This window comes from Azonexus sp., assembly GCF_047638095.1.
Taxonomy (GTDB): Bacteria; Pseudomonadota; Gammaproteobacteria; order Burkholderiales; family Rhodocyclaceae; genus Azonexus.
On the sequence record NZ_JBLJBW010000008.1, the window covers coordinates 63,274 to 77,651 of the forward strand.

The 14,378-nt window shown below is 60.8% G+C and carries 11 protein-coding genes and 2 tRNA genes; 6 read left to right on the forward strand and 7 right to left on the reverse strand.

Going from position 1 to position 14,378, the window contains the following annotated elements; all coding sequences use genetic code 11:
• Nucleotides 1–14: 14 nt before the first annotated feature.
• The 3 genes from ACM62Q_RS03485 to ACM62Q_RS03495 form a co-directional block, all read right to left on the reverse strand.
• Nucleotides 15–2,045, reverse strand: a complete 2,031-nt coding sequence (locus ACM62Q_RS03485; RefSeq protein ID WP_415033627.1) for an ABC transporter substrate-binding protein — start codon at nucleotides 2,043–2,045, stop codon at nucleotides 15–17.
• Between the two features lie 26 nt (nucleotides 2,046–2,071).
• Nucleotides 2,072–2,145, reverse strand: a tRNA-Gly gene (locus ACM62Q_RS03490).
• A 65-nt stretch (nucleotides 2,146–2,210) separates the two neighbouring features.
• Nucleotides 2,211–2,717, reverse strand: coding sequence for a flavin reductase family protein (locus ACM62Q_RS03495; protein ID WP_415033629.1), 507 nt, complete (start codon nucleotides 2,715–2,717; stop codon nucleotides 2,211–2,213).
• Between the two features lie 79 nt (nucleotides 2,718–2,796).
• Here ACM62Q_RS03495 and mutY point away from each other — a divergent pair, with 79 nt between their 5' ends.
• Nucleotides 2,797–3,852, forward strand: coding sequence for an A/G-specific adenine glycosylase (gene mutY, locus ACM62Q_RS03500; RefSeq protein ID WP_415033631.1), 1,056 nt, complete (start codon nucleotides 2,797–2,799; stop codon nucleotides 3,850–3,852).
• A gap of 37 nt (nucleotides 3,853–3,889) precedes the next feature.
• On the opposite strand, the gene ACM62Q_RS03505 is transcribed toward mutY, so the two are convergent.
• Both ACM62Q_RS03505 and ACM62Q_RS03510 read right to left on the reverse strand, forming a co-directional pair.
• Nucleotides 3,890–4,513 (reverse strand): hypothetical protein, encoded by a 624-nt coding sequence (locus tag ACM62Q_RS03505; RefSeq protein WP_415033633.1) that lies wholly within the window; start codon nucleotides 4,511–4,513, stop codon nucleotides 3,890–3,892.
• Nucleotides 4,477–5,685, reverse strand: a complete 1,209-nt coding sequence (locus tag ACM62Q_RS03510; RefSeq protein ID WP_415033635.1) for an HD-GYP domain-containing protein — start codon at nucleotides 5,683–5,685, stop codon at nucleotides 4,477–4,479. Before ACM62Q_RS03510 ends, ACM62Q_RS03505 begins: the two co-directional genes overlap by 37 nt.
• Nucleotides 5,686–5,797: 112 nt before the next feature.
• Here ACM62Q_RS03510 and ACM62Q_RS03515 point away from each other — a divergent pair, with 112 nt between their 5' ends.
• Entirely contained in the window at nucleotides 5,798–7,717 is a 1,920-nt protein-coding gene (locus tag ACM62Q_RS03515; RefSeq protein WP_415033637.1) for an ATP-binding cassette domain-containing protein, read from the forward strand.
• Between the two features lie 19 nt (nucleotides 7,718–7,736).
• Nucleotides 7,737–8,366, forward strand: coding sequence for a LysE family translocator (locus tag ACM62Q_RS03520; RefSeq protein WP_415033639.1), 630 nt, complete (start codon nucleotides 7,737–7,739; stop codon nucleotides 8,364–8,366).
• Here ACM62Q_RS03520 and ACM62Q_RS03525 read toward each other — a convergent pair.
• Complete coding sequence (locus ACM62Q_RS03525; RefSeq protein ID WP_415033641.1) at nucleotides 8,332–10,005, reverse strand: HD domain-containing phosphohydrolase; 1,674 nt, start codon at nucleotides 10,003–10,005, stop codon at nucleotides 8,332–8,334. The genes ACM62Q_RS03520 and ACM62Q_RS03525 overlap by 35 nt on opposite strands.
• Before the next feature lie 22 nt (nucleotides 10,006–10,027).
• Nucleotides 10,028–12,406, reverse strand: coding sequence for an ATPase, T2SS/T4P/T4SS family (locus ACM62Q_RS03530; protein WP_415033643.1), 2,379 nt, complete (start codon nucleotides 12,404–12,406; stop codon nucleotides 10,028–10,030).
• A gap of 138 nt (nucleotides 12,407–12,544) precedes the next feature.
• On the opposite strand from ACM62Q_RS03530, the gene thrH reads away from it, so the two are divergent.
• From thrH to ACM62Q_RS03545, 3 genes are all read left to right on the forward strand, one after another.
• Nucleotides 12,545–13,153: a bifunctional phosphoserine phosphatase/homoserine phosphotransferase ThrH gene (gene thrH / locus ACM62Q_RS03535; RefSeq protein WP_415033645.1), complete on the forward strand. Its 609-nt coding sequence runs from the start codon at nucleotides 12,545–12,547 to the stop codon at nucleotides 13,151–13,153.
• 99 nt (nucleotides 13,154–13,252) lie between these two features.
• The gene (gene purU, locus ACM62Q_RS03540; RefSeq protein ID WP_415033647.1) at nucleotides 13,253–14,116 is read left to right on the forward strand and encodes a formyltetrahydrofolate deformylase; all 864 of its coding nucleotides are present in this window, start codon (nucleotides 13,253–13,255) and stop codon (nucleotides 14,114–14,116) included.
• A gap of 190 nt (nucleotides 14,117–14,306) precedes the next feature.
• Nucleotides 14,307–14,378: transfer RNA gene (locus ACM62Q_RS03545), tRNA-Lys, on the forward strand.

The window sequence follows — 14,378 nt, forward strand, 5'->3', positions numbered from 1 at the left end:
TTTCGGCTTTGTTTTTAGCTCGCGCTTTCTGAATAAGCTTCTTCGGCCATGCAGTAACGGTTGCGACCGGCAGCTTTGGCGCGGTACATGGCGGCATCGGACTGACGGAAAATCTCGGTTTCGCTGCCCAGCGCATCGAACAGGGTCATGCCGATGGAGGCCGTGCAGCGGTGTTCGATGCGTGCGCTGTCGGCATCGAGTTGCAGGAGGTAGGGCGCGCCCAGGCTGACGAGTGTTTTTTGCGCAATGCGTTCCATTTGCTGACAGGCAACGGCGAGCTCACGATCCAGGCCGTCGATGATGATGACGAACTCATCGCCACCAAAACGCCCGACGGTGTCGCTGTCGCGCACGCAGGCGGTCAAACGTTGCGCCACTTCTTGCAGCAAAAGGTCGCCCAAAGCGTGGCCGTGCTGGTCGTTGAGCGGTTTGAAATTGTCCAGATCGAGGAAAAGCATCCCGCCATAGCCGCCGTCTCGGCGCAGGCGGCGCAGCTGGCGGTCGATGCGGTCGTGCAGCAGGCGGCGGTTGGGTAGCTGGGTGAGTGGGTCACGAAACGCCATGCGCCGGTTTTCTTTTTCCAGCTGCAGGCGCTCGCTGATGTCGATGGCCAGAGAAATGTTGCAGGTGGGGCTGTCCGCAGCGGCCGGTACTTTGGCATTGCGCCATTCGCAGGTGAGGATGCGCCCATCGCGCGTCAGGTTGTTGTTGATGCTGTGCGGCAGGCTGTTGTCTTGCAGACGCTCCAGACTTTCTAACGACAGGCCTTGTGCGCCGGGGGCGACCATGAAATCGATGAAGCGCCGGCCAATCACCTCTTCCCTCGTCCAACCAAAGAGGCGGCTGGCTTCCTGGTTCCAGTCCAGTATGGTGAAATCATCGGACCAGAGTACGCCGGCGGCAGGATTGGTTTCGAAGATGACGCGATAGCGCGCTTCGCTATTGGTTTTGTCGGCCAGCACCCTGGCCATTTTGCGGTTCTGGCGGTAGATGAAGAGCACCAGAAGGCCAGCAAAAATAAAACTGGCAGTGACGGCGAGCAAGATGCGCTGCAGACTTTGCCAATCAATTTCGCTGGGCATTTGGTAGAAAAAATCCGTTAGCGATTGCTGACCTTGTACCAGGCCAAAGCGGCGGTACACCTCAACAATATGCTGCCAGCGCCCGGGGTTGCTATGGCCCAATTCAATGACCTGGTGCTGCACCAGAGTGCTCAGGGCCTGGGCTTCAAAGGCCAGATGCGTGCGGCTTTTGCGCGCGCTGTTGTAGCGTGCGAGGATCAAATCGATGATTTCGTCCGGATGACTCAACGCGTAGTGCCAGCCACGCAGGCTGGCGGCACGAAAGGCGGCGACCAGGGCGGGTTGTTCGGCAGCCAGAGCGCGCCGGGTAAAGAGCAGGTCACCGTAAAAATCGATGCCGTAAGTCTGCGGTTTGAAGCTGGTGTAGGGCATGCGCAGCTGGTCGAGCAGATAAGGCTCGTTGGAAACATAGCCGTTAAAGGCGTCGATGCGCCCGTTCATGAAATCTTCGAGATGACGCGAGGAACTGCTGAGATTGAGCTTGTCGAGGGCAATGCCTTCATTGACGAACATGGCTTTCAGTTCGGCATCCTGATGTCCGACCATTAGCGCAATGCGGGCACCGTCCGCCAGATCGGCCAGATGCCGGTCACGCCCGCGCGTGATCAAGGTGTTGGGCGAATGCTGGAAGATATTGGCCAGCATCACCACCGGCGCGCCGTTCAGGTAATCGAGCACCAGGCTGGAGACGCCAACGCCAAAATCGCTGCGCCCGGAAACCACCTCGTCGGTCACGTTGATGTCGGGGCCGCCTTCCTTGAGGCGCACGTTCAGTCCGGCGTCGCGGTAATAGCCTTTTTCGATGGCGGCGTAATAACCGGCGAATTGGAATTGATGCCGCCAGCGCAGTTGTACATCGATGTCGGTCTGCGCCCACACCAAGTTGCTACCTGCAAACAGGTAGGCGGCAAGTAGTATGAGAAAACGGCCGAGATGGCCGTAGATACTCCGTGTGTCGTGCATGCCGCATGCTTTATAAGAATGGGGTGTGGAGCGGGTGATGGGAATCGAACCCACGTATGCAGCTTGGGAAGCTGCCGTTCTACCATTGAACTACACCCGCCCGGGTGCGTGCGGGCGAGATTTTATGTGGGTTTTTAATTTATTCCTAATATTTCCAGACTATTTTTATGCATTTTCTGCCAGAGCCCGGTATTGCCCGGCGTGGAAGAGGAGCGGCGCGCGTTGTGCATCGGCTGAAAAGTGCTCGATGCGGCCAATGAAGAGGCTGTGGTCGCCGCTTAAATGGCAGGTTTCATTGGCGACGACGAAGTGCGCGCAGCAGCCGCTGAGCACCGGTGCACCAAGGTTGGCGCACCATTTTAGACCGGCGAAGCGGTCGGTCGGCCAGGTGGCAAAGCGATTGGAGATGTCTTCTTGCGCACGGGCGAGAATGTTGATGGCGTGGTGAGAGGCCCCCTGGAAGGCGGCCAGGTTGTGGGAGCGGTTGTCCAGACACCAAAGGACGAGCGGCGGCGTGAGCGACACGGCGGAAAAAGAATTGACCGTCAAGCCGATGGGCTGGCCTTGCGTATCGAGCGCAGTGACGACGGCGATGCCGGTGGCAAACTGCCCAAGCGCCTGACGCAGGGCGCGGCTATCGATTTCGGCCGGAGGCGGGGAGGTTTGGCTCATGGTGGTGAGGGCAGAGAGGAGGCCAGATAATGAAAAACTGCGTATTATCCCCGCTCATTTTCCTTAAGTCGAACCAGAATTGTCCGAGATCGATTTTTTTGCCCCGGCGATTGTGCGCTGGCAACGCCAAGCCGGGCGTCATGACCTGCCCTGGCAGAATACGCGCGATCCTTACCGTATCTGGCTTTCGGAGATCATGCTGCAGCAAACCCAGGTGGCGACGGTGCTGCCGTATTACCAGCGATTTTTGCAGCGCTTTCCCGATCTGCCCAGCGTGGCGGCGGCCCCGCTGGAGGATGTGCTGACGCTGTGGGGCGGGCTGGGTTATTACGCGCGCGGGCGCAATTTGCATCGTTGCGCGCAGCTGATTATGGCGCAGCACGCGGGAAAATTTCCGGCGACGGCGGCGCAGCTGGCTCAGTTGCCAGGCATCGGGCGCTCTACCGCAGCGGCGATTGCAGCGTTTGCACAGGGTGAGCGGGCGGCCATTCTCGATGGCAACGTCAAGCGCGTGCTGTGCCGTTATTTTGCTATTACCGAAGATGTTTTTCGAGCAGCGGGCGAGCGTGCGCTCTGGGAGTTAGCCGAGCGTCTATTACCGGCCAGCGGCGTGATGGCGGAATACACCCAGGGCATGATGGATTTGGGGGCAACCCTGTGTACCCGTCGCCAGCCGCAGTGTGTCGCCTGCCCGCTGCATGCGCACTGTCGGGCGCGTCAGGAAAATCGCCAGCATCTCTTGCCCGTGCCGCGCATCCGGCAGAAGCGGCCTGAGCGGCAGGCGTCTTTTTTGTTGCTCAGCGATGGCCAGGGAATTCTGTTGGAGCGCCGTCCGGCGCAGGGCATTTGGGGTGGTTTGCTGGCCTTTCCGGAGGCTGAGGCAGCAATTTTCTTGCCGAAATTGGGCGTGGAGGTGCTGGAGGTGCGCCCCTTGCCGAATTTGCAGCATGGTTTCACCCATTTTGTTTTGCAGATCGCGCCGCAGCTTTGTCGTATCGCTGCGCCGCCTGAGTTGGTGCAGGAAGGGGCGTATTGCTGGCTGCCCTTGGCGGCGGCGCTCGATGCCGGCACACCGAGTCCGGTGCGTAAATTGCTGGCTGCTTTGCCTGAGATTTTGGCGCAACCGGCGGCGTGAGCCGCTTTTTACTGGATGCGCCAGCCAGTAAGCCAACTTACGGTGCTTGGCTTGCTTCTTTATTTTGCCGCTCGGCTTTGGCGGCTTTGGCTTCGGCACGGGCTTTTTTCTTGGCGAGGCGGGCTTCGTGATCGGCGATTTTGCGCTGGTGAGCGGCGTTTTGTTCGGCGTTTTTCTGTAAACGCTCGGCGCTGGTGGTGTTTTTGCGCTGGATTTTTTCTTCGCGTAAAGCGGCTTCTTGCGCGGCAGTTTGTGTTTGTGTTTCGGCGCGTTCGGGCAATTCAGCCTGACGGGCGCTGGCGCGGGTGTTTTTTTCTGCCTTGCGCAGATCGCGTTGCTCGGCTTTTACGCTGCGCTCGATGCGGTCGGCCTCGATGCTGCGCTGCCGGTTTTCCCGGCGTACCAGGAGATGCTCCTGTTCCGCCGCCTTGACGCAGGCGTTGACCTGGAACTTGTGCTGGCAGGCGGCTTTGGCTTCGTTCAGCACGGCGTCGGCTGCCTGTATTTTTTGCGCATTTTCGGCGCGCAAGCGGGCGGCTTCAGCGAGTCGCGCCTCCCAGTCACTCTGGTTCGCTTGCTCGGCGAAGGCGCAGCTCGCCATCAGGTAGAAAATGCTGCTCAGGCTCAAGCCTGCAGCCAGCGATAGGGGTCGATTTGCCATGTTTCGGGATTTTCGTAAGCGGTGATTTTGATGCTGTCCTGCGCGCTGAGGTCGAGCATGTAGGGTTCGATATAGGCGCGCCGGCTGGTGTTGAAAAAAACACAAAGCATGGGCTTGAGCAGATCGTCTTCGTGCTGCTCGGTGACCACCGCCAGGCAGTCATTGTTTAGCGCAACCAAGGAACCGCTGGGGTAAATGCCGACGGCGCGGATGAAACTTTGCACCAGAGCGGCATCGAAATGGTGATTGCTCCATTCCAGGAGCTTGCGCAGCGCCAGCGTGGGCGGAATCCCCTTGTGGTACACGCGATTCGAGGTAATGGCATCGTATACATCGACGATGGCGGCCATTTTGCCGTACAGGGAGAGGGCGTTTTTGTCCATGGCCTGCGGGTAACCGGAGCCGTCGCAGCGCTCGTGGTGTTCGGCGGTGACTTGCAAGGCAATGTCGCTGATGCGCTTGCTGTTGCGCAGCACCTCCAGGCCTTCGTCGACGTGGCAGCGCATGCGGGCAAATTCCTTGTCGTCGAGCTTGCCCGGCTTGTTGAGGATGTTTTCTGCGATGCGGGCTTTGCCGATATCGTGCAGGAGGCCGCCCAAACCTAATTCGCGGGCGATTTCGCGGCTCAAGCCCAGGTGGCGGGCAAAGGCGGCGAGCAGGGCGGCGACGCTGACGCAGTGCTGAAAGGTGTATTCATCGTGGCGCTTCAGGCGCAGGATGGGCAGAAGGGCATCGCGGTTGGCGAAAATGGAATCGACGATGTTGCTGACCATGGGTTCAGCGTGCTCGATTTCGATTTGCCGGCCCAGGCGAACGTCGTGCATGAGATTGAGCACGATACGATTGGCTTCGCCGCGCAGACGCCGGGCGCGCAGGGCTTCGGTGCGCAGCGGAACGTGGGCCGGCGGTGCGGCAGCGGCCTGGGCGATGTGCTCGAACTGCTCATCGAGTGCGGCCTCGATTTCGTGTTGCGTGGGGGCGTTGTGCACATCGTCGCCGCGCGCGGTGTCGATGTAGAGCTCGCGGATGCCGTGGCGCACGATTTTTTCCACGCTGGCCAAATCGCCGACATGGAAGCTGTTGCTGAGGAAGGGGTGATCGAGCCAGCCGCAGTTCAGATCGTGGATGAACATCCCGGGGCGCAGCTGGTCGACGCGGATCTTCTTGATCATGCGGGCGATTCTAGCAGCGCCCGTTATAATCCGCCGCCTCGTTAAAACAAACCCCGGCCAGAAAACCTCTCTTTTTTAAGAAGTTTTGCCCGGCAAGCAACGTGGATCGGAAATGATTGCCTTACGCCAACTGACTTTTGCTCGCGCTGGCCGCCCCTTGGTGGTGGATGCCAGCCTGCAGCTGCATGCCGGCTGGAAGGTCGGTGTGGTGGGCGCTAACGGCAGCGGTAAATCCAGCCTGTTCGCGCTGGTGGCGGGCGAGTTGCACGCCGAATCCGGCGACCTGGAATTGCCGCCGAACTGGCAGATCGCCCGTGTTGCGCAGGAAACGCCGGCCTTGCCGACGCTGGCGCTGGAGTTCGTGCTCGACGGTGACAGCGAATTGCGCCGCATCGAAAACGAATTGCGCGCCGCCGAGGCTAGCGACGACGGCGAAGCCATCGGCCGCCTGCACGCCCGCTATGCCGACATCGACGGCTATGCCGCCAAGGCCCGCGCCGCCGAGGTGCTGCACGGTCTGGGCTTTACCGATGCCGATTTCGACCGGCCGGTGGCGGATTTTTCCGGTGGCTGGCGGGTGCGCCTCAACCTCGCCCGCGCCCTGTCTTGTCGCGCCGACCTGCTGCTCCTCGATGAGCCGACCAATCACCTCGATCTGGATGCCGTGCTGTGGCTGGAGGGCTGGCTGAAAACTTCGCCGGCGACCTTGTTGCTGATTTCGCATGATCGCGATTTTCTCGACGCCGTGGTCGGCCACATCATCGCCATCGACCAGCAGCGCCTGAGCCTGACCAGTGGCGGCTATTCCGAATACGAAAGGGCCAAGGCGGCGCGGCTGGCGGCGCAGCAGGCCACGTTCGCCGCGCAGCAGCGGCAGATCGCCCGCCTCACCCGCTTCGTCGAACGCTTCAAAGCCAAGGCGAGCAAGGCGCGCCAAGCGCAGAGCCGGGTCAAGATGCTGGAGCGCATGGACGTGGTGGCGGCGGCCCATGTCGATTCGCCGTTTACCTTCAGCTTTCGCGCGCCGGACAACCTGCCCGATCCGCTCCTGGTGATCGAGGACGGCGCGGCGGGCTACGGGGAGCGCAAGATACTCTGCGAACTGCGCCTTACCCTGCGCCCGGGCTGCCGCATCGGCCTGCTCGGGCGTAACGGCGCAGGCAAATCGACCCTCATCAAGCTCCTGGCCGGCGCGCTGGCGCAGGAAGGCGGCGAGCGCAAGGAAGCCCGGACGCTCAACATCGGCTATTTCGCGCAGCATCAACTGGAACAGCTGCGCCCGGAAGAAAGCCCGCTCTGGCACCTGCAACATCAGGAGCCGCTGACGCCGGAACAGGAATTGCGCGACTACCTGGGCGGTTTCGATTTTCGCGGCGACATGGCGACCCGCCCGGTCGGGCCGTTCTCCGGCGGCGAAAAATCGCGCCTGGCCCTGGCGCTCCTGATCCGCCGCAAACCCAATCTGCTGCTGCTCGACGAGCCGACCAACCACCTCGACCTGGAAATGCGCGAGGCGCTGACCTTTGCCTTGCAGGATTACGAGGGCGGTATGGTCGTGGTCTCGCACGACCGCCATTTGCTGCGCAGTTGCAGCGACGAGCTGTGGCTGGTGGACGCGGGCCGCGCCAGCCTCTTCACCGGTGACCTCGACGACTACGCCGTCTGGCTGGCCGAACGCCGCAACGCCGCGCCGCAGGAATCGCCGCAGGCGGCGAGCGTACAAACAAACGGCAAAACAGAACGCCTGCACCAGCGCGCCACCGCCAAGGCCAACCGGCAGGCGCTGTTGGCCGAGCGACGCAAATTCAGCAAGGCCATCGAGCAGATCGAAGCGGAACTGGCTGGCTGGCAGGAAGAAAAAGCAGCGCTCGATGCGCAATTTGCCGATCCGGATTTTTATACTCGGGTGGCGCGCGAAGAAAGTGAGCGCCTGCACCGGCGCGCGGCCGAGTTGAGCGAAAGGATCGACGCCGCCGAATTGCGCTGGCTGGAATTGCAGGACGGCCTGGACGCGCTGCCGCAAGCGGATTGATCGCCGGGGTGGAATGCACTTGGAATTTCTGCTCGAACCGCCGCTTGCCCTGAGTTTTCTCGCCGCCGCCGTGCTGCTGACGCTGGCGCCGGGGCCGGACAACCTGCTGGTGCTGGCGCTGGGCATGGCGCGCGGCAGCCGGGCGGGGGTGGCGTTCGGGCTGGGTTGCGCGCTGGGTTGCCTTAATCACACCGTGCTGGCGGCGCTGGGGGTCAGTGCGCTGATTGCGGCCTCGCCGCTGTGGTTCAATCTGTTGCGCGGCGTGGGGGCGGCCTATCTCATCTGGCTGGGCTGGCAGACTTTGCGTAGCAGCGGCGCGGCCTTGTTGCGTCCCGATGCGGGCGATGAGGCTTCGCCTTGGCAGCTTTTTCGCCGGGGCTTGCTCGCCAACGCGCTGAACCCGAAAGTGGTGCTGTTTTTCCTGGCTTTCCTGCCGCAATTCGTGTCTGCGGGTTCGCCAGCGAGTTACCAGATCGTGCAGTTGGGCCTGTTGTTTACCCTGCAAGGAGCGCTCATCTTCAGCCTCATCGGTGCCAGCGCCGGGCGCTTGGGGGCCATTTTGCAGCGCCACCCGCGCTGGGCTTTGTGGCTGGATCGCCTGGCCGGTCTCGTGTTCATCGGCCTGGGTTGGCGTTTGCTGCTGGTCTGAGGTTCGCGCTGCAAGCCGTGGCGGGGAGAAGTGCGCTTTCGTCGACCTCGTCGATCTGTGCTTCGGCCAGATGGGTTCTGGCGTAGTGCAGATAGACCTGCTGGCGCACGAAAACCGCGAACAAATCCGGGTCGATGTGGCCGTTGCGGGCGAAATTGGCCATGATGCCCATCGCCTGCGACAGTTTCATGCCCGGCTTGTAGGGGCGGTCGCGTGCGGTGAGGGCTTCGAAGATGTCGGCGATGCCCATGATGCGCGCCTGCACCGACATTTCTTCGCGTTTCAACCCCTTCGGGTAGCCCTTGCCGTCCATGCGCTCATGGTGGCCGCCCGCGTATTCCGGCACCCGGCGCAGGTGCTTGGGCCAGGGCAGTTGCTCCAGCATGCGGATGGTGGCGACGATGTGGTGGTTGATGATTTCGCGCTCTTGCGCCGTCAGGGTGCCGGCGCGGATGGTCAGATTGGCGATTTCGTCGGCGTTCAGCAGCGGGCTTTCTTCGCCCGCCGGGTCACGCCAGCTGCGGCGCGCGGCGATGTCGCGCACGGCGTGCTGATCTTCCTCGCGCATGGCTTCGCCGCCGGTATTGGTGCGGCGCAGAAAATCGCGCTCGGCGTCCAGTTGCGCGCTTTCTTCGGCCAGTTGCCGGGCCAAGGCGGCCTCAGCCTCGGCGTCGAGCGGTTGTCCGGCAGCGAGCTGGGCGCGCAGCAGGCGGATTTCGGCGTCGCGCTTGAGCACTTCGTAGCGGGTGTCGATCAAGGCGATGCGGTCGAACAGGGTTTCCAGCTTGGTTGCCTTGTCCACCACATGTACCGGCGTGGTGATTTTGCCGCAGTCGTGCAAAAGGCCGGCAATTTTCAGTTCGTAGCGGTCTTTGTCGCTCATGCGAAAGCCGGCCAGTGCACCTTGTGTCGTGGCGTTGACGGCTTCCGCCAGCAGCATGGTGAGGACGGGAACGCGCTGACAGTGGCCGCCGGTGTAGTGCGATTTTTCGTCGATGGCGAGGTTGATCAGGCCGATGAAGGATTCGAACAGATTTTCCAGTTGGTCGATCAGTTGCCGGTTGGTCAGCGCAATCGCTGCCTGCGAGGCGAGCGATTCGACCATTTGCTGATCGGCGCGGGAAAAGCGCACGACCTCGCCGCTGTGCAGGTCGGTGGCATTGATGAGCTGCAGTACGCCAATGATGTGATCTTCATGGTTTTTCATCGGCACGGTGAGAAAGGAGCGCGAACGATAGCCTGTCTGGGCGTCAAAGCGGCGGGTGCCGGAAAAATCGAAACCTTCTTCGCAATAGGCATCGGCGATGTTGACCGTTTCTTCCTTGAGCGCGGCGTAGGCCGCCACCAGGTTGAGATTGGGCTGTCCGGCGGCGTTGGTCAGCGGCAGGTCGGGCAGGTCGATTTTCTTCCCCGTGGTGCCGCCCAGGGCAAGACCGAGGGAATTGGTGTGCATGATCTCGAAGCGTAAGTGTGTGCCCGCTTCGTTCATGCGGTAGAGCGTGCCGCCATCGGCACCCGTGATGCCCTTGGCGGCAAGCAGGATGTCTTCGAGCAGGCGGTCGATATTGCGCTCGCGCGATAAACCGACGCCGATGCGGTTGAGCTGTTCCAGGCGATGCAGGAGTTCGTCGTTGTTCATCTTGGCCTCCTTTGGGCGTGTCTCATTTGATGCATACCGTGCGCACCTGTTTGAGATCGGTGATGCCTTGCAGGACTTTTTCCATACCGTCCATTTTCAAGGTCAGCATGCCGTCAGCGAGTGCTTGGGCGAGCAGCTCGGCGACACGGGCGTGTTCCTGGATGCGTTTTTTCAAGGCGTCCGAGCCGAGCATCAGTTCGTGCAGGCCGACGCGTCCCTTGTAGCCGCTGCCATCGCAGGCCGGGCAGCCTTGCGGGCGCTGCAAAACAAATTTTCCGTGGCTGCCGTAATCCGTCAGCAGACGCTGATATACGGCATTTTCGGCAGTTTTCCGGTCAGCGAGAAAAGCCGGTGTGTGCTGCAATTCGCTGCAATATTCGGCCATGAATTCAGCCATTTCGGCGGCATCCGGGGTGTAACTTTGCTTGCACTGGCTGCACAGCCGTTTGGCCAGGCGCTGGGCGAGGATGCCGAGTAAGGCGTCAGAGAAATTGAACGGGTCCATGCCCATGTCGAGCAGGCGGATGATGGATTCCGGCGCGCTGTTGGTGTGCAGGGTGGCGAACACCAGGTGGCCGGTGAGCGAGGCTTCGATACCGATTGCCGTGGTTTCGGCATCGCGCATTTCGCCGACCATGATGATGTCCGGATCGGCGCGTAAAAATGCGCGCATTACGGTGGCGAAATCGAGCCCGGCTTTTTTATTGACCTGCACCTGGCGCAAGCCTTTTTGCGTGATTTCCACCGGGTCTTCTGCCGTCCAGATTTTGGTTTCCGGGCGGTTGAGATAACCGAGCACCGAGTGCAGGGTGGTGGTTTTGCCGGAGCCGGTCGGGCCGCAGACAAAAAAGAGGCCGTAGGGTTTTTCCACCGCGCTTTTCAGGCGTGCCAGATTGCCCGGCAAGACGCCCAGCTTATCGAGCGCTATGGGTTCGCCGGCAGCCAGGATGCGCATCACCACGTCTTCGACACCGCCCGCCGAGGGCAGCGTGGCGACGCGCAATTCGATGTCGAGCGGGCCGAATTTTTTGAACTGAATCTTGCCATCCTGCGGCCGGCGTTTTTCGGCGATATCGAGGTCACACATGATCTTGATGCGGGCAACGATGGCGCTGCGGTAGCTGGCCGGAATCTCGATGTATTTTTTCAGCGAACCGTCTTTGCGCAGCCGTACCAGCACCTTGCCCTTGCCTGGCGCAGGTTCGATGTGGATGTCAGAAGCACCTTGCTGGTGGGCATCGACGATGATTTTATTGACCAGTTTGACGAGTTCGTTGTCGGCCGCCGCCGATACCGTCTGGGCAGCGGATTCGCCGTGCTCTTCGCTGCTTTCTTCGTCAAGCGCGGAGAGCAGGTCGTTTACCGTGCCGCCGGGCAGGTCGGCCGCGTCCGCCTTGCCGAAAAAAGCATCGAGCATCTGCGCGAAATCGTGCTCGGTGGTGACGTGATGGATGAGGCGGCGGCCGGGAAAAAGCTGGTCGATCAGGCGGTTGCTGCGCGCTTGCTCCGGGTCGAGACTGACGAGCGTGATGCCGGCGTCGCTTTCATCGAGCGGCAGCCATTGGTTTTGCTGCAGGTAATCGCGTTTGAGGTTTTGCAACAAATTTTGCGGTTTCGGCTGGACTGCGGCAAAGGCGCTGTACGGCGCGTGAAAATGCTCGGCCAGGGCCGCGCCCAGCTGTGCGTTGCCGATGCCGTATTGCGTGCGCAGCAGGTTTTCCAGCGAGCCGGCGCTGTCCCGGGCGGCGCGCTGGGCTTCGGCAAGATTTTCTGCACTGAGTTTGCCCTGCGTCACCAAGGCGCCATAGCGTATTGGCAGCGGCGGTTTGCAGCGCTGGGCGAAAGCAATCGCCAGCGTGGTGCATAGTTCGAGCAGGCCTTCTTCCACCGTCGCCGAAAAAGGGTGGCCGCCGCGGTTGTTGATGAGCTGGATGACGCCTTGCAGCGTACCGCCGGCGGCATCGATGATGGGCGCGGCAAGTACTTCGCGGGTGCGAAAGCCGGTGCGTTGGTCGACGGCGTGCAGAAAGCGCAAATCGGGATCGATGCGCAGCAAAGCGCTGGCGTCATAAACATCGGCGATATTGACCAGGCGGCGCTCGCTGGCGACATAGCCGGCGATGCTCTGGGTGTTGATCGGCAGTTTCAGGTTAGCGAAAGAGTCCAGGCCGGTTTTTACCTTGGCAACGATGCTGTTGCCGTCGTCACCGAGTACGTACAAGGTCAGCCGCTCACAGGCGAACAGTTCGCAAATGGACGAGGACAGGCCGAGCATGATTTCATCCACATTGTGAGTGGCGTGGATGCGATGGGTCAGCGCGTGCAAATCTTTGAGAAAAGTGAGACGGCGGACGACGTCATTCATGCGGTTTTCTGAATTGCTGTCAGTTTGAATGTTCATTGAATCCCCTCGCAACTTTCGCAATGTTAAACGTTTTTTGCGGCTGCCGGCCGCGGCGTAGCGGCCAGGCATCGGTTAGAATCCGCCTTTTCTGCGTCATTTTTAGCCGCTTTTGCGGCATTTACCGGGGGATGTGTCGTGCAAATCGTTTGTCTTGACCTTGAAGGGGTGCTGGTTCCTGAAATCTGGATCGAATTTGCCGAGCGTACCGGCATTCCGGAACTCAAGCGGACGACGCGCGACGAGCCGAATTACGACACGCTGATGACCTACCGCCTGAACATTCTGCGCGAGAAGAAGCTGGGCCTGCCGGATATTCAGAAGGTGATCGGCGAGATGGGGCCGATGCCCGGCGCGCGTGAGTTTCTCGACACGCTGCGCGAGGATTACCAGGTCGTCATCCTCTCCGACACCTTTTACGAATTCGCCCACCCGCTGATGCGCCAGTTGGGCTGGCCGACGCTGTTCTGCCACTCGCTGGAAGCCGACGCCGACGGCATGCTGGTCAATTACCATCTACGCATGCCGAACCAGAAGCAGGAAGCCGTCAAGCGCTTCAAGGAACTGAAGTTCAAGACGGTGGCGGCGGGCGACTCCTACAACGACACCGCCATGCTCGGCGAAGCGCACGGGGGCATCTTGTTCCACCCGCCGGAAAACGTCATCCGCGAATTCCCGCAATATCCGGTGGTGCGCGATTACGCTGCCCTGCGTGCTGAAATCGACCAGGCTTTCGCCCGCGCCTGAGGCTGCGGCCGCAAGTCTTGCGGCCATCTGCGCCATTTTCGCGCGTCAGGTTTCATCCTCCTTCGCGAGGGCTCATTACTTCATCTAGCATCGGCCACCATGCACCGCGACCGTTTTTACACACTTTCCGCTTCCTGCCCCGATCAAGTCGGCATCATCGCCCGCGTCACCGGCTTCATCGCCGAGCATGGCGGCTGGATTCTCGAATCGAGTTTTCACGCCGACGAAGTGACCGGGCGCTATTTCATGCGCATCGAAATCAAAGCAGATTCGCTGCCTTTCCTGCTCGCTGAATTCCGCGAGCGCTTCAAGGCAAAGGTTGCCGAACCGCTGTCGATGGCCTGGCGGATCGCTGACAGCGCCGTGAAAAAACGTGTCGTGCTCATGGTGTCGAAGCAGGAACACTGCCTCTACGACCTGCTGGCGCGCTGGCAGTCGAAGGAGTTGGACATCGAGATTCCTTGCGTCATTTCCAATCACGACAGTTTCAAGGGTTTCATCGAATGGCACGGCATTCCCTTCATTCACGTGCCGGTGAACAAGGACAACAAGGCCGCAGCCTATGCCGAAATCGCCCGCATTTTCGACGACGTGCGCGGCGACACCATGGTGCTGGCGCGCTACATGCAGATTCTGTCGCCGGAGTTGTGCGCTGCGCTGGCCGGACGCATCATCAACATCCACCACAGTTTTTTGCCTAGCTTCGTCGGCGCCAAGCCCTACCATCAGGCGTATGAGCGCGGCGTCAAGCTGATCGGGGCGACCTGCCACTACGTCACCAGCGAGCTCGACGCCGGCCCGATCATCGAGCAGGACGTGATCCGCATCGACCATTCCGATGCGCCGGAAGACATGGTGCGCTACGGTAAGGACATTGAGAAAACCGTCCTGGCGCGCGGCCTGCGCTACCACCTGGAAGACCGCGTGCTGGTGCATGGCAACAAGACGGTAGTGTTTCGCTGAATGCCGCGCATAGGCGGTGGAATCAGTGGTGAATCAGTGATGAAATAGCTCGTGTGTCGGCAGTAAAAATTTGCGTGCAAATTATTGACGCCAGCCGCGCCGATCCGTAGAATCGCGGTCTTTCCTGCTGTGTAGAACTGTTTTGTACATTGATTTTCTTGGTACACGACAGCATCAGTGCGAAAAATCTGGGTCGTTAGCTCAGTTGGTAGAGCAGCGGACTCTTAATCCGTTGGTCGTAGGTTCGACCCCTACACGGCCT

Excerpts from the sequence above, each read along its gene's own strand:
- ACM62Q_RS03485 (WP_415033627.1), bottom strand. The coding sequence starts at position 2,045 with ATGCACGACACACGGAGTATCTACGGCCATCTCGGCCGTTTTCTCATA.
- ACM62Q_RS03495 (WP_415033629.1), bottom strand. The coding sequence starts at position 2,717 with ATGAGCCAAACCTCCCCGCCTCCGGCCGAAATCGATAGCCGCGCCCTG.
- ACM62Q_RS03505 (WP_415033633.1), bottom strand. The coding sequence starts at position 4,513 with ATGGCAAATCGACCCCTATCGCTGGCTGCAGGCTTGAGCCTGAGCAGC.
- ACM62Q_RS03510 (WP_415033635.1), bottom strand. The coding sequence starts at position 5,685 with ATGATCAAGAAGATCCGCGTCGACCAGCTGCGCCCCGGGATGTTCATC.
- ACM62Q_RS03515 (WP_415033637.1), top strand. The coding sequence starts at position 5,798 with ATGATTGCCTTACGCCAACTGACTTTTGCTCGCGCTGGCCGCCCCTTG.
- ACM62Q_RS03525 (WP_415033641.1), bottom strand. The coding sequence starts at position 10,005 with ATGAACAACGACGAACTCCTGCATCGCCTGGAACAGCTCAACCGCATC.
- ACM62Q_RS03530 (WP_415033643.1), bottom strand. The coding sequence starts at position 12,406 with ATGAACATTCAAACTGACAGCAATTCAGAAAACCGCATGAATGACGTC.
- purU (WP_415033647.1), top strand. The coding sequence starts at position 13,253 with ATGCACCGCGACCGTTTTTACACACTTTCCGCTTCCTGCCCCGATCAA.